The sequence below is a fragment of the Kribbella koreensis genome, from assembly GCF_039525325.1.
Lineage (GTDB): Bacteria > Actinomycetota > Actinomycetes > Propionibacteriales > Kribbellaceae > Kribbella > Kribbella koreensis.
This window is the reverse complement of record NZ_BAAAHK010000002.1, coordinates 298,581-311,657: the sequence shown is the minus strand read 5'-3', so window position 1 is coordinate 311,657 and position 13,077 is coordinate 298,581. Positions and strand designations below refer to the sequence as shown.

The following is a 13,077-nucleotide window of genomic DNA, read 5'->3' as shown; positions in this document are numbered from 1 at the left end:
CACTGTTCAAGCCCACCGTTTGTTGTTCAAGCCCACATGATGTGGGCTCGCCACTCGGCGGTTAGAGGGTGCGGGTGGCGAGGAGGGTGGAGAGGGCTGCTTGGGCCGACTCGTAGCCCTTGTCTTCGCGGCTGTCCGGAAGACCAGCCCGGTCGAGGGCCTGTGGGTCGTTGTCGCAGGTCAGGAGGCCGAAGCCGACTGGTACGCCGGTCTCGACAGCGACCCGCATCAGCCCTTCGGTCGCCGCCTGGCAGACGTATTCGAAGTGCGGGGTGTCACCACGAATCACCACGCCCAGCGCGACGACCGCGTCGTACCCAGCCTTGGCCGCATGCAACGCCGCGACCGGCAACTCGAACGATCCGGGCACCCGGATCACCTTGAAATCGGTCACTCCTGAGTCGGCGAGTGCTCGCTCCGCGCCGGCGACCAGGGAGTCGGTCACCTTCGGGTGCCACTGCGCCGCGACGACCGCGACGCGTACGCCCTCGGCCTGCGGGATCTCGATGGTGGGTGCTCCACTTCCCGACATCAGATGGTTCCGTTCTCTTCGGTGCCGGTGGGCAGGTGGTGGCCCATCCGGTCGCGCTTGGTCGACAGGTACCGCAGGTTGTGCTCGGTCGGATCGATCGTGATGCCGCGGCGCTCGACGACGTCGATGCCGTAACCCTGCACGCCCGACAGCTTGGCCGGGTTGTTCGTCAGCAGCTTCACCGAGGTGATCCCCAGGTCGGCCAGGATCTGCGCGCCGGTCCCGTAGTCGCGGGCGTCGGCCGGCAGTCCGAGATCGAGGTTGGCGTCGACCGTGTCCCGGCCGGCGTCCTGCAACTCGTACGCCTGCAGCTTGTGCAGCAGGCCGATGCCGCGCCCTTCATGCCCACGCAGGTACACGACGACGCCGCCTTCGGCCGCGACCTGGCGCATCGCCTCGTCGAGCTGCGGACCGCAGTCGCACCGCTGCGATCCGAACACGTCGCCCGTCAGGCATTCCGAGTGCAGCCGCACCAGGGTCGGCCCGTCGCCGATCTCGCCACGGACCAGCGCCAGTTGCTCGGTACCGTCGATCGTGTTCCGGTAGCCGTGGGCAACGAAATCGCCGTACTGCGTCGGCAGCGTGGTGGTCGCCACCCGCTGGATCTGGGTCTCGGTCCGCTGCCGGTACCGGATCAGGTCCTCGATCGAGACGAGCACCAGCCCGTGCTCGTCGGCGAAGGTCCGCAGGTCTGTCCCGCGCTTCATCGTGCCGTCGTCGTTCACCAGCTCGGAGATCACCGCGGCCGGTCGCAGCCCTGCGAGCCGGGCCAGATCCAGCGACGCCTCGGTGTGCCCGGGCCGTACGAGGACGCCCCCCTCGCGGCCGCGCAGGGGGAAGACGTGGCCCGGCTGTACCAGGTCGTACGGCTCCGAAGCCGAGTCGGCGAGCACCCGGATCGTCCGGGCCCGGTCGGCCGCCGAGATGCCGGTGGCGATGTTGTCGCGGGCATCCACCGAGATCGTGTACGCCGTCCGCAACCGCTCACGGTTGTGCGGCGTCATCAACGGGATGCCGAGCCGGTCGAGTTCAGCCGGCTCCATCGGGACGCAGACCACGCCGGAGCTGTACCGGATCAGGAACGCCAGCAGCTCCGGCGTCGCCTTGGAGGCCGCGAAGATCAGGTCGCCCTCGTTCTCGCGGTCCTCGTCGTCGACCACGATCACCGGCCGTCCGGCCCGGATCTCGTCGATCGCATGCTCGATCGTGTCGAGCTTCAGTACCTCGCCCATCGGTCAGCCCACCGTCACTGGCTCAGGAGTGGCCGTAGCCGACTCGCGATTCTGGATCCGCCACCATGAGACGAATCCGAGGACACAGAAGAGCCCGTAGACGACGTACATCGTCGCGGACGGGTAGAACTTCGCCTGCACGAGCAGCGGTACGCCGACCACGTCGACGGCGATCCAGATCAGCCAGAACTCGACGTATCCGCGGGCCATCCCGTACGTCGCCAGGATCGACCCGGTCAGGATCCATGCGTCCCACTGCGGACCCCACGAGCCCAGCGCCTTCAGCACCGGGTAGGCGATCGCGTAGAGCACGACGCCCACGCCCAGCAGCTCGATCCGCTGGCGGGTGGTCGCCCACTTCGGTTGCACGCCCGTCGCCGCGCCACCGTGGCGGGTCTGGTACCACCGGTACCAGCCGTAGAGGCTCACCAGCGCGAAGAACACCTGCCGCCCGGCCTGGCCCCAGAGGTCCTTGTCCTGCGGGGTGTCGAACAGCCCGCCGACGAAAACCGTGAACAGCAAGACGTTGCCGATGATGCCTACCGGCCACGCCGAGACGAGGCGGCGCATCCCGAACAGCGCGCTGGCCAGGCCGAACACGTTGCCGACGATCTCGCGGACCAGCACCGGCGAGCCGCCGATCGTGACCTGCGAGTGCAGTAACCAGTCGAAGAAGTTCATTCCTTGCCTCCAGCAACTAGCAAGCGCTCTACGTATTTGGCGATCACGTCGACCTCGAGGTTGACGGTGTCGCCGATCTTGTTCGTCCCGAGCACGGTCAGCTCGAGCGTGGTCGGGATCAGGCTGATCCCGAAGGTGCCGGTGCTGTCGTCCACGTCGGTGACGGTGAGGGAGACGCCGTCGACGGCGATCGAGCCCTTCTCGGCGACGTACTTGAGGATCTCGGCGGGCGCCGCGATCCGGACGACCTCCCAGTGCTCCGCCGGCTCGCGGCCGGCGATCGTGCCGGTGCCGTCGACGTGCCCCTGGACGATGTGTCCGCCGAGCCGGGCGTGGGCGGTGACGGCGCGCTCCAGGTTGACCCGGGAGCCCTTCTCGACGCCGCCGAGGCTGGTGCGCTGCAGGGTCTCGCGCATCACGTCCGCGGTGAACGTGCCGTCGCCGTGCTCGATCACCGTGAGGCAACAGCCGTTCACCGAGATCGAGTCGCCGTGGCCGGCGTCCTCGGTCACCTTCGGCCCACGGATGGTCAGCCGGGCGGCGTCGCCGTCCAGCAGGTCGAGCGCTTCGACCGTACCGAGCTCTTCGATGATTCCGGTGAACATGGGTTATTTCCCTCCCAGGGGAGTCAGGGTGAGGCGGACGTCGTCGCCGAGGCGGGTGACGTCCGCAAGGTTGAAGCGTTTGAGGTGGTCGATCGATTCCGCGCCGAGGTCGCCGATGGCGGAGAAGCCGGAGCCGAGCAGCGCGGGAGCGACGTACGCGACGATCTGGTCGACCCAGCCGGCGCGCAGGAACGCGGCGGCGAGGGTCGGGCCGCCTTCGAGCCAGAGGTGCCGGATCTGGTGGTCGTCCAGCTGGCGGAGTACCTCGGCGGGGTCGTGGGTGGGGAGAATGAGCGTCTCGGCGCGGTCGTTGCGGACCTTCGCCGTGAGCGGGATCTCGCGGTCGCCGACGACGACGCGTAGCGGCTGCCGGGCGGCCGGGCGGTCCTGCTCGTCGCGGACGGTCAGCTCGGGGTCGTCGGTGAGTACGGTCTGGGTGCCGACCGCGATCGCGTCGCACTCCGCGCGCTTCTTGTGCACGTCGGCGCGGGCGAGCGGGCCGGTGATCCACTTGCTGGAGCGGTCCTTGGCGGCGGAGCGCCCGTCGAGCGTGGTGGCGAACTTCCAGGTGACGAACGGGCGGCCCTGGCGGACGCTGTGCAGCCAGACGTGGTTGACGGCCTCGGCCTCGTCTTGCAGCACGCCTTGCTCGACGCGGATGTTCTTGGCCTGGAGCTTCTCGGCGCCGCCGGCGGCCTGCTTGTTCGGGTCCGGTACGGCGTACACGACTCTGGCGATGCCGGCCGCGATGAGTGCGTCGGAGCACGGCCCGGTGCGGCCGGTGTGGTTGCACGGCTCGAGCGTCACGTACGCCGTACCGCCGCGAGCGCGATCACCGGCCATCCGGAGCGCCTCGACCTCCGCATGCGGACCGCCCGGGTAGGCGTGGAAGCCCTCGCCGACCGGATGACCGTCACGGCCGGTGATGACACAACCGACGACCGGGTTCGGATGGGTGCTGCCGACGCCGCGCGCGGCGAGCTCGACGGCACGGCGCATCCAGGCGATGTCGATCGGCGAAGCGTTCTTCACTGACGGGTCCCTCGTTGTCACGGACGCACACCGGGGCCATGACAACCGGCGCACGCGCGGACCCGACGCCTGGAAAACGACTCGCCTGAGCCACGTCCGGACGCCGGAGCGCACCCGCCGACCGCGTGCGCCTCCCATCCGGACTTTCACCGTCGGTCCTGGAATTCCACCAGGTCAACCGGCCGAGATACTGCTTCGACCGGGTCGCGGACTATCACCGCCGGCTCGGAATTACACCGACCCCGGAGCACGCGAGTGGGTTCACTCGTACTACGAGTGTGCCACGCCCCCGAAACCTCGCCAGGATCTGGGTCACATCCTGATACCGGACATGGCTTGTAGTGGTTACCGGTTAAACCGGTAACATCGGGGCCATGACGATCAAGGTGGCTGTGCTGGGTGCGGGTGGGGTCGGCGGGTACTTCGGGGGGCGGTTGGCTCAGGCCGGGCATGACGTGCGGTTTGTCGCGCGCGGCGAGCATCTTGCGGCGTTGCGCGAGAGCGGGCTGACGGTCGAGAGCGTTGCGGGCGATTTTGCGTTGGAGACAGTGGTGGCGACTGATGATCCGGGGGAGATCGGGGTCGTCGACTATGTGTTGCTGGGGGTGAAGACGTGGCAGCTCGAGGCGGCTATCGCGTCGTTGGGGTCGCTGGTCGGGCCGAACACCGCGGTGGTGACTACGCAGAACGGAGTCGAGGCGCCGCAGCAGGTGGCGGACGTGGTCGGGCGGGAGGCCGTGCTTCCGGGGGCGGTCGAGGTGGTCGCGTTTCTGGATGGGCCGGGGCGGGTGCGGCACATCGGTGGGCTGGGAAAGCTCACGTTCAGCGAGTGGGACAACCAGAAGAGCGAGCGGGTCGAGCGGTTGCGGAAGGCACTGGAGGAGTCGGGGCTGACTGCAGTCGTCCCGGATGATGTCTGGGTCGCGCTCTGGAGCAAGTTTCTGGCGCTCGGGTCGTTCGGGGCGGTCGCGACACTCGCGGATTCGCCGTACGGCGTATTGCGCAGTCGCCCGGGCATGCGGCACCTGATCGTCGACAGCATGAACGAGATCAAGCAGGTCGCGAAGGCAACCGGCGTCGAACTGCCGGGTGACGCCGTCGACAAGACGCTCGCGTTCCTCGACAGCCTGCCCGAGGCGGGCACCACCTCGCTGCAGCGCGACATCAACTCCGGCAAGCCCTCGGAGCTGGAGGCGTGGACCGGCGCCGTCGTCAGGCTCGGGCGCGCGACGGGCACGCCGACCCCGATCAACGACATCCTGTACGAGCTGACCAGCGCGCGGACCCTGGCGACCTGATGCCCGTCGACCTACTCGCCTTCCCGTTCGTCGGCGGACGGCTAGCCCTCAACTTCGTCGGCACGCTCGGCAAGCGGACCACGGAAAGACTCGAGCGGATGCGTACGCCGGAGGACCTGGCCCACTGGGTGGAGCTCGCCGGCCTGGGGTCCGTCTCCACCACGGCGGAAGATCTCATGAACGCCCGCGCCGTACGAGAAGCCCTGTACTCGCTGACCCTGGCAGCCCTCAACCGAGGCGCCCTGCGCCAAGCAGACATCGACCTGGTCAACGAGTGGGCAGCCCGCGCGACGCCGGCCCCGGCGCTCGCGACTGGCGTGGGCCAGGCGGACGGCGTGCGGGCCAACGCGTTGCAGCGACGGGATCCTGAGCCGTCGACTTCCGGCGTACTGGCTGTTGTTGCTCGTGATGGGATCGAGTTGCTGTCGGGTCCGGAGGTCGAGGCGGTTCGGGAGTGTGAAGACCCGGCCTGCACACTGCTGTTCGTGGACAGCAGCCGCGGTCGCCGCCGTCGGTGGTGCTCGATGAATTCCTGCGGCGCCCGCGCCAAGATGCGCACTCTCCGCAACCAGTAGTTGCCCACTGCAAGGAAGCCCGCCCGCCACATATACCATGACTGGACTAGACATTCCGGACCCGTCTCATCCGGTGTCAGGGTGGAATTCGGTGGTCGCCGGCGGCGTTAGCGTCGAACGGTGGGCCAACCCCACCGTTCCCGTATCGCCTGGTCCTAAGGAGACACCCGTGCGCGCCACCAGCGCCTTCCGCCGTCTTGCCGCCATCGGTACCGCCGTGACCCTCATGGTCGCGCTCGCGGCCTGTGGCAGTGATGACAAGTCCGATGCCTCCGGCCCCGATCTGGGCCTGCTCCAGAAGGGCACGCTGCGGATCGGCACGCTCACCGACGCGCCGCCGAACGTGTACGTCAAGGACGGCAAGTTCACCGGTTTCGACAACGACCTGATCAGCGCGGTCGCGGCCAAGCTGAACCTCAAGCCCGAGTTCGTCGGCACCGACTTCTCCGCCCTGCTCTCGCAGGTCAACGGCGGTCAGTTCGACCTCGGTAGCTCGTCCATCACGATCACCGAGGCCCGCAAGAAGACGGTTGCCTTCAGCAATGGGTACGACTTCGGCTACCTCGGCCTGAACACCACCAAGAGCTCCGGCATCACGAAGTTCGACCAGCTCGACGGCAAGCGCGTGGTCGTCGTCCAGGGCACTGTGCAGGACGACTATGCGACCCAGAAGAACCTCAACCCTGTCCGCGTCCCGAACTACAACGCGGCCGTCGGCCAACTGAAGGCCGGTACCGCGGACGCCTGGATCTCCCCCGCCGAGATCGGCGAGAAGATGGCCAAGGAGCAGGGCGGCGGCGTGGTCGTCCTGGCCGCCAAGGAGCTCAGCTCCGCGCCGACCGCGTTCGCGGTTGCCAAGAGCAACGACAAGCTGCGCGAGGCGGTCAACAAGGCTCTCGACGAGGTCATCGCCGACGGCACCTGGACCAAGCTCGTCGAGCAGTACTACCCCGGCCGCGCCGTACCGGCGACCTTCAAGCCTGGTAGCGGTTCTGTGAAGTTCACAGCGCCGAAGGCCAGCGCGCCTGTCGCCGGCTGATGGACGTTTGGTCCACCCTGAACGACACCTTCCTCGACTGGGGGTCGATGAAGGCGGTCCTGCCCGAGATGCTGAAGGTCGGGCTGGTCAACACCCTCGTCTTCGCGGCCGCCTCGGTCGTGCTGGGCACTGTGCTCGGCATGGTCGTGGCGGTCATGGGACTGTCCCGCAAGTGGTGGCTGCGCTGGCCGGCGAAGATCTACACCGACATCTTCCGCGGCCTGCCGGCCATCCTGACCATCCTGCTGATCGGCCAGGGCCTGTCGCCGATCACCCGGCACTGGTGGGGGCCGAACCCGTACCCGCTGGGCATCCTCGCGCTGTCGCTGATCGCGGCGGCGTACATCGGCGAGATCTTCCGCTCCGGTATCCAGAGCGTCGAGAAGGGCCAACTCGAGGCGGCGCGGGCGCTCGGCTTCAGCCACAGCTCCGGCATGTGGCTGATCGTCATCCCGCAAGGCGTGCGCCGGGTACTGCCTGCGCTGGTGAACCAGTTCATCGCCCTGATCAAGGAATCAAGCCTCGTGTACTTCCTGGGCCTGCTCGCCAGTCAGCGCGAGCTGTTCCGGATCGGCCAGGACGCCGCCGCGACCAACGGCAACCTGTCGCCGCTGCTGCTGGCCGGAATCTTCTACCTGATCATCACGGTGCCGTTGACCCACCTGGTCAACTACTTCGACAAGCGGCTGCGCGAAGGCCGTCCCGCCGATCTCGAGGTCGAGGAGCTCGCCCATGCCGACATTCGCTGAGGCCGCGGCGAGCCTGGAGCTCACCGGGATCGAGCTTGCCTTTGGCAACAACAAGGTACTGCGTGGCGTCGACCTCGCCGTCGCGGCCGGGAAGACGGCTTGTGTGATCGGGCCATCCGGCTCCGGCAAGTCGACGCTGCTGCGGGCCACCAACCGGCTGCTCGAACCGGCGGCCGGCGACATCAAGCTCGGCGGCGAGTCGGTACTGCGGTCCAACCCGGACGAGTTGCGCCGGCGGATCGGGATGGTGTTCCAGCACTTCAACCTGTTCCCGCACAAGACGGTACTGGAGAACATCACCCTGCCGCTGCGCAAGATCAAGAAGTTGACCACCGACGGGGCGGTCGAGGCGGCCCGGGTGCAGCTCGAGCTCGTCGGGCTGAAGGAGAAGGAGTCGGCGCGGCCGGGCAACCTCTCCGGTGGACAGCAGCAACGAGTGGCGATCGCCCGGGCGCTGGCGATGAAGCCCGAGGTGATGCTGTTCGACGAAGCGACCTCGGCGCTCGACCCGGAGTTGGTGAAGGGTGTCCTCGGGCTGATGGCCGACCTCGCCGGCGCCGGGATGACGATGATCGTGGTGACCCATGAGATGGGGTTCGCCCGGCAGGTGGCGGACCAGGTGGCGTTCATGGATCGCGGGGTCGTGGTCGAGTCCGGCGTACCGGAGAAGCTGTTCACGGCGGCTGAGTCGCCGCGGTTGCAGCAGTTCCTGTCGCAGGTGCTCTAGCTAAATCCGGCTCGGCGGCCGATGGTGGAGATGAGTGACTCGTCGACGCCTGGGGGTTCGGATGGCCGGCCGGATGATCAGATTGCTGGTGGCGGTCGGCCTGATCGCCATGCTGGCTGGGTGCCGTCCCCAGGCTGCCGGCAGGGCGCCTGCGGCCGCTGCTCCGCGGGGCGCGGTCGCGGCGAAGTACGTGGTGCTGACCTTTGACGACGGGCCCAGTCCGCAGTACACGGCTCAGGTGCTGGCCATTCTGCGGCGGTACGGCGTGCAGGCTACGTTCTTCGAGCTGGGGCAGAACGTGCGGAAGTACCCGGCCGTCACCCGCAAGGTCCATCAGCAGGGGCACAGCGTCCAGAACCACACTTATTCGCATCCGGATCTGCGGAAGGTGTCGGCGGCAACCTTCCGGTCGCAGATCCAGAGCGCGGATCGGTACATCCGGGCGCAGACCCGGTCGAACCCGCGGTGTCTGCGGCCGCCGTACGGCGGGGTGAACGCGACCGTCCGGCGACGAGCGGCCGCGCTCCACAAGTCGATCCGATTGTGGACCGTGGATCCGCGCGACTGGTCCCGGCCGGGCACTTCGGTGATCACGCGGCGGGTGCTGTTGTCGGTACGCAACGGGTCGGTCATCCTGCTGCACGACGGCGGCGGGAATCGCAGCCAGACGGTCGCCGCGCTGCCGACGATCCTGCGGACGCTGAAGGCGCGCGGCTACACGTTCCGGTTGGCGTGCTGAGTCAGGACATCGAGGCGATCAGCGGTACGACGTCGGCGATCGACTCGACGATGCGGGTCGGGCGGTACGGGAAGCGCTCGACCTCGTGCTCGCCGGTGGAGCCGGACAGGACGAGGATGCTGCGCAGACCGGCTTCCAGGCCGCTGATGATGTCGGTGTCCATCCGGTCACCGATCATCACGGACGTCTCGGAGTGCGCCTCGATCCGGTTGAGGGCGCTGCGCATCATCAGCGGATTAGGCTTGCCCACGAAGTACGGCGCGACCCCGGTCGCCCGGGTGATCAGCGCGGCAACCGATCCGGTCGCCGGCAACGGCCCCTCGGTCGACGGCCCGGTCGGATCCGGGTTGGTCGCGATGAAGCGCGCCCCGTCGGCGATCAGCCGGATCGCCCGGGTGATCGCCTCGAACGAGTACGTCCGCGTCTCCCCCAGTACGACGTAGTCGGGTGCCCGCTCGGTCAGCACATACCCGACCTCGTGCAAGGCCGTCGTCAACCCGGCTTCACCGATCACGTACGCCGTACCGCCAGGCCGCTGATCGTCGAGGAACTGAGCCGTCGCCAACGCCGACGTCCAGATCGCCTGCTCCGGCACATCGATGCCCCCAGCAAGCAGTCGCGCCCGCAGATCCCGCGGCGTGAAGATCGAGTTGTTCGTCAGTACCAGAAACTTCTTCTCCGAAGCCTGCAACGACGCAATGAACTCACTGGCCCCCGGAATAGCCCGCTCCTCATGAACAAGCACCCCGTCCATATCGGTAAGCCAACTCTCCACCGGCTTGTGCTCACTCATCCCTGCACTCCTCGCTAGACACCTGGCAACCACTTCGCATCGTAGACGAGGGCTCCCTCAGGCGGGCGAAAGCCGCACCACACCCACGTCCACATGCTCAGCACTGATCTCGACAGCGGCGATCCGCCAGCGTCCTGCCTCGATCTGCACAGGAGCCTCGGACGGGAAGCCAAGGCCATCCGGGTACGGCACGCCCAGATCCTCGCCTGCCTCGGCCGAATCCATCAGCACGGCGGCGCCGTCCGTCTCCCAGACGCCGCAATCCACCCACGGCGTACTGTCGTCGGCGAGCACCGCCTCGGCAGCTTCGAACAGTTCGGCCGCTGAGCTGGCCACGCTCCATCGGATGAAGACGCGGTGCTCGGCCAAGTAGCAAGTTCTGTAGGAGACCTCGCCCAGTACCAACGCCTGGTGATCGCCGACCTCGATCACACCGGCCCAGTCGTCGACCCGGCAGGCACGGTCGTAGTCATCGACGACCGTGCCATCCCCGATCATCGTCCCCTCCATGGTGCAGCCGTGCCAGCTGTCCAGCGCGGACACCGGAACAACAATCAGCGGACCACCCATGGACTCAACCCATGCCGCGCCACCCGCACCTGCTAACACCTCGCTCGCCGGCACCTCACTGGCTGGCACGTCGGTGGGTGGCAACTCAGTGGGTGGTGACGTCGGCGGCCAGGGTGCGGAGTTTTTCGACCATGGTGTTGGGGTCGTCGGCGTTGTAGACGGCTGAGCCGGCTACGAAGACGTCGGCGCCGGCCTCGGCGCAGCGTTCGATGGTTTCGGTGGAGATGCCGCCGTCGATCTCGATCCAGAGGTCGAGGCCGTGCTTGGCGATCAGGTCGCGGGTGCGGCGGATCTTGGGGACGCAGACGTCGAGGAACTTCTGGCCGCCGAAACCGGGCTCGACCGTCATGATCAGGATCATGTCGAACTCGGCGAGGATGTCCTCGTAGGGCTCGATCGGGGTGGCCGGTTTGAGGGCCAACGCGGCGCGGGCGCCCTTGGCGCGGATCTCGCGGGCGGTGCGGATCGGGGCCCGGCAAGCCTCGGCGTGGAAGGTGACGCTGGAGGCGCCGGCCTCGACGTAGCCGGGGGCCCAGCGGTCGGGGTCCTCGATCATCAGGTGGCAGTCGAGCGGTTGCGCGGCGGCCTTGGCGAGCGACTCGACGATCGGCAGTCCCAGCGTCAGGTTCGGGACGAAGTGGTTGTCCATCACGTCCACGTGCAGCCAGTCGGCGTTCGACACCGCCGCCGCCTCGTCAGCCAGCCTGGCGAAGTCGGCAGTCAGGATGCTCGGCGCGATCTGAATTCCCATGAAACGACAATCTACCGGCGGTACTCCGCACGGCTGATCACCCGGTCCAGCCCTCCACTCCACCCGCCGCCTCCAGCCAGCCGGCGATCCACCGCACCGCGCTCCGCCGTCCCCAGTCAGTCAGCCTCCGCCGTCCCAGCCAGTCGGCGCCGCGCCCCGCCGACTCCAGTCAGTTGGTGAGCCAGCGGCGTACTTCGTCGGGCGTCTCCGCCATGGCGATGCCGGGTGGAAGGGGTGGGCGTTCGATCAGTACGACCGGGATGCCCAGCTCGCGAGCCGCCGTCAGCTTGGCAGCGGTCATGTCGCCACCGCTGTTCTTGGTGACCAGTACGTCGATCCGGTGGTTCTGCAGTAGGTCCAGCTCGGCGGGCAGCTCGTACGGGCCGCGGTCCAGCAGTAGCTCGCACCAGGTGGGGAGCGGGTCGGGCGGGTCGACACAGCGTGCCAGCGTCCAGAGGCCTGTGGTGGCGAAGGCGGCCAGGCCCTGGCGGCCGATGGTTAGGAAGACTCGTCGGCCGAGCGCAGGCAGGAGTGCTGCGGCAGCTGCAACGTCGGGGGTCCAGTGCCAGATGTCGCCGGGCTGCTCGCGCCAACCGGGGCGGCGTAGTACGAGCAGGGGAAGACCGAGGGCGCTCGTGGCTGCGACCGCATGCGCAGTCATCGTTGCGGCGAAGGGGTGCGTGGCATCGACCACCGCCTCCACCCCGTGCTCGACCAGCCACGCGGTAAGTCCCTCCACTCCGCCGAACCCACCCTGCCGAACCTCCCCCACCGGCAACCGCGCCTCCCCGATGCGCCCGGCCAACGACGACACAACGTCGTGCTCAGCGGCCAATACGTCCGCCAGCCGCCGTGCCTCGCCGGTACCGCCGAGCAGCAGTACCTTCATGAGGGCGGGCCCTGGACATCAAGGTGGAAACAATTGGTCGCTGGGTGCAAGTTAGTTACCACCTTGGTCGCCAGGAGGCGATCAGGCACGGTCTCGGGTGGTCGAGTACAGGTGGCTGTCGCGGAAGGCTGTTGCTGCTAGCACCTTGCCGACCAGGATGACGGCGGTTCGGCGGATGTCGGCGGCGCGGACCAGGGCGGCGATGTCGGCGAGGGTGCCGCGGAGGATCACCTCGTCGTCGCGGGAGGCACGGGCGACCACAGCGACTGGGCAGTCGGCGCCGTAGTTGGGGGTCAGCTCGTCGACCACCCGGTCGATCTGCTGGACGGCCAGGTGGAGGACGAGGGTCGCCTGGCTCGTGCCGAGGGTTGCGAGGTCTTCGCCGGGGGGCATGGCGGTGGCTCGGCCGCCGATGCGGGTGAGGATGACGGTTTGGCCGACCTCGGGGACGGTCAGTTCGCGGGCCAGGGAGGCGGCTGCGGCCGCGTACGCCGGTACGCCGGGCGTCACGTCATACGGGATCTCCAACGCGTCGAGCCGGCGCATCTGCTCGGCCATCGCGCTGAAGACGGAGGGGTCGCCGGAGTGGAGGCGGGCTACGTCAGCGCCGGACTCGTGGGCGGTGGCGAGTTCGGCGATGATCTGGTCGAGGTTCAACTCGGCTGTGTCGACCTTGCGGGCGCCGGGCGGACAGTGGTCGAGCAACTCGAGTGGGACCAGCGCACCGGCGTACAGGCAGACGGGCGAGGCGGCGATCAGGTCGCGCCCCCGCACGGTGATCAGGTCAGCGGCACCCGGCCCGGCCCCGATGAAGTGCACAGTCACGCGACCACGCTCCCGAAGGACGGGAGCTGGGTGACCAGGC

Annotated in this window: 16 protein-coding genes and 1 riboswitch; of the genes, 6 read left to right on the top strand and 10 right to left on the bottom strand. The window is 68.2% G+C overall.

The annotated features are described in order from the left end of the window. Nucleotides 1–61 precede the first annotated feature (61 nt). From ribH to ribD, 5 genes are read right to left on the bottom strand one after another with little or no spacing between them, the layout of a single operon-like run. Complete coding sequence (ribH, locus tag ABD116_RS03680; RefSeq protein ID WP_343964773.1) at nt 62–532, bottom strand: 6,7-dimethyl-8-ribityllumazine synthase; 471 nt, start codon at nt 530–532, stop codon at nt 62–64. Then, nucleotides 532–1,764, bottom strand: coding sequence for a bifunctional 3,4-dihydroxy-2-butanone-4-phosphate synthase/GTP cyclohydrolase II (locus ABD116_RS03675; protein ID WP_343964771.1), 1,233 nt, complete (start codon nt 1,762–1,764; stop codon nt 532–534). The genes ribH and ABD116_RS03675 overlap by 1 nt, the downstream gene beginning before the upstream one ends. A gap of 3 nt (nt 1,765–1,767) precedes the next feature. Beyond that, the gene (gene pnuC / locus ABD116_RS03670; RefSeq protein ID WP_343964769.1) at nt 1,768–2,445 is read right to left on the bottom strand and encodes a nicotinamide riboside transporter PnuC; all 678 of its coding nucleotides are present in this window, start codon (nt 2,443–2,445) and stop codon (nt 1,768–1,770) included. Then, nucleotides 2,442–3,050, bottom strand: a complete 609-nt coding sequence (locus ABD116_RS03665; RefSeq protein WP_343964768.1) for a riboflavin synthase — start codon at nt 3,048–3,050, stop codon at nt 2,442–2,444. Before ABD116_RS03665 ends, pnuC begins: the two co-directional genes overlap by 4 nt. 3 nt (nt 3,051–3,053) lie before the next feature. Then, nucleotides 3,054–4,082, bottom strand: a complete 1,029-nt coding sequence (ribD, locus tag ABD116_RS03660; protein ID WP_343964766.1) for a bifunctional diaminohydroxyphosphoribosylaminopyrimidine deaminase/5-amino-6-(5-phosphoribosylamino)uracil reductase RibD — start codon at nt 4,080–4,082, stop codon at nt 3,054–3,056. A gap of 122 nt (nt 4,083–4,204) precedes the next feature. Then, a riboswitch (FMN riboswitch) is annotated at nt 4,205–4,336 on the bottom strand. Between the two features lie 120 nt (nt 4,337–4,456). On the opposite strand from ribD, the gene ABD116_RS03655 reads away from it, so the two are divergent. From ABD116_RS03655 to ABD116_RS03630, 6 genes are all read left to right on the top strand, one after another. After that, complete coding sequence (locus tag ABD116_RS03655; protein ID WP_343964764.1) at nt 4,457–5,380, top strand: 2-dehydropantoate 2-reductase; 924 nt, start codon at nt 4,457–4,459, stop codon at nt 5,378–5,380. Beyond that, nucleotides 5,380–5,955 carry a CGNR zinc finger domain-containing protein gene (locus ABD116_RS03650; protein WP_343964762.1) on the top strand — a complete coding sequence of 192 codons (576 nt, stop codon included), beginning with the start codon at nt 5,380–5,382 and terminating at the stop codon, nt 5,953–5,955. Before ABD116_RS03655 ends, ABD116_RS03650 begins: the two co-directional genes overlap by 1 nt. Before the next feature lie 169 nt (nt 5,956–6,124). Further along, nucleotides 6,125–6,994, top strand: a complete 870-nt coding sequence (locus ABD116_RS03645) for a substrate-binding periplasmic protein (RefSeq protein ID WP_343964760.1) — start codon at nt 6,125–6,127, stop codon at nt 6,992–6,994. Next, nucleotides 6,994–7,743, top strand: coding sequence for an amino acid ABC transporter permease (locus ABD116_RS03640; RefSeq protein ID WP_343964758.1), 750 nt, complete (start codon nt 6,994–6,996; stop codon nt 7,741–7,743). The genes ABD116_RS03645 and ABD116_RS03640 overlap by 1 nt, the downstream gene beginning before the upstream one ends. Further along, the gene (locus tag ABD116_RS03635; RefSeq protein WP_343964756.1) at nt 7,727–8,470 is read left to right on the top strand and encodes an amino acid ABC transporter ATP-binding protein; all 744 of its coding nucleotides are present in this window, start codon (nt 7,727–7,729) and stop codon (nt 8,468–8,470) included. The genes ABD116_RS03640 and ABD116_RS03635 overlap by 17 nt, the downstream gene beginning before the upstream one ends. 34 nt (nt 8,471–8,504) lie before the next feature. Next, the gene (locus tag ABD116_RS03630; protein ID WP_343964754.1) at nt 8,505–9,209 is read left to right on the top strand and encodes a polysaccharide deacetylase family protein; all 705 of its coding nucleotides are present in this window, start codon (nt 8,505–8,507) and stop codon (nt 9,207–9,209) included. Between the two features lies 1 nt (nt 9,210). Here ABD116_RS03630 and ABD116_RS03625 read toward each other — a convergent pair whose 3' ends face one another. The 5 genes from ABD116_RS03625 to cobM all read right to left on the bottom strand — a co-directional run bounded on the left by ABD116_RS03625 (nt 9,211) and on the right by cobM (nt 13,037). After that, nucleotides 9,211–10,002 (bottom strand): HAD-IIA family hydrolase, encoded by a 792-nt coding sequence (locus ABD116_RS03625; RefSeq protein ID WP_343964752.1) that lies wholly within the window; start codon nt 10,000–10,002, stop codon nt 9,211–9,213. Between the two features lie 57 nt (nt 10,003–10,059). Continuing rightward, nucleotides 10,060–10,572 (bottom strand): Imm21 family immunity protein, encoded by a 513-nt coding sequence (locus ABD116_RS03620; protein ID WP_343964750.1) that lies wholly within the window; start codon nt 10,570–10,572, stop codon nt 10,060–10,062. 85 nt (nt 10,573–10,657) lie between these two features. Next, complete coding sequence (gene rpe / locus ABD116_RS03615) at nt 10,658–11,323, bottom strand: ribulose-phosphate 3-epimerase (protein WP_343964748.1); 666 nt, start codon at nt 11,321–11,323, stop codon at nt 10,658–10,660. Between the two features lie 169 nt (nt 11,324–11,492). Beyond that, the gene (locus ABD116_RS03610) at nt 11,493–12,212 is read right to left on the bottom strand and encodes a cobalt-precorrin-6A reductase (RefSeq protein ID WP_343964746.1); all 720 of its coding nucleotides are present in this window, start codon (nt 12,210–12,212) and stop codon (nt 11,493–11,495) included. 81 nt (nt 12,213–12,293) lie between these two features. Then, a complete protein-coding gene (cobM, locus tag ABD116_RS03605; protein WP_343964744.1) occupies nt 12,294–13,037 on the bottom strand; it encodes a precorrin-4 C(11)-methyltransferase in 744 nt (247 codons plus the stop codon). Between the last annotated feature and the right edge of the window lie 40 nt (nt 13,038–13,077).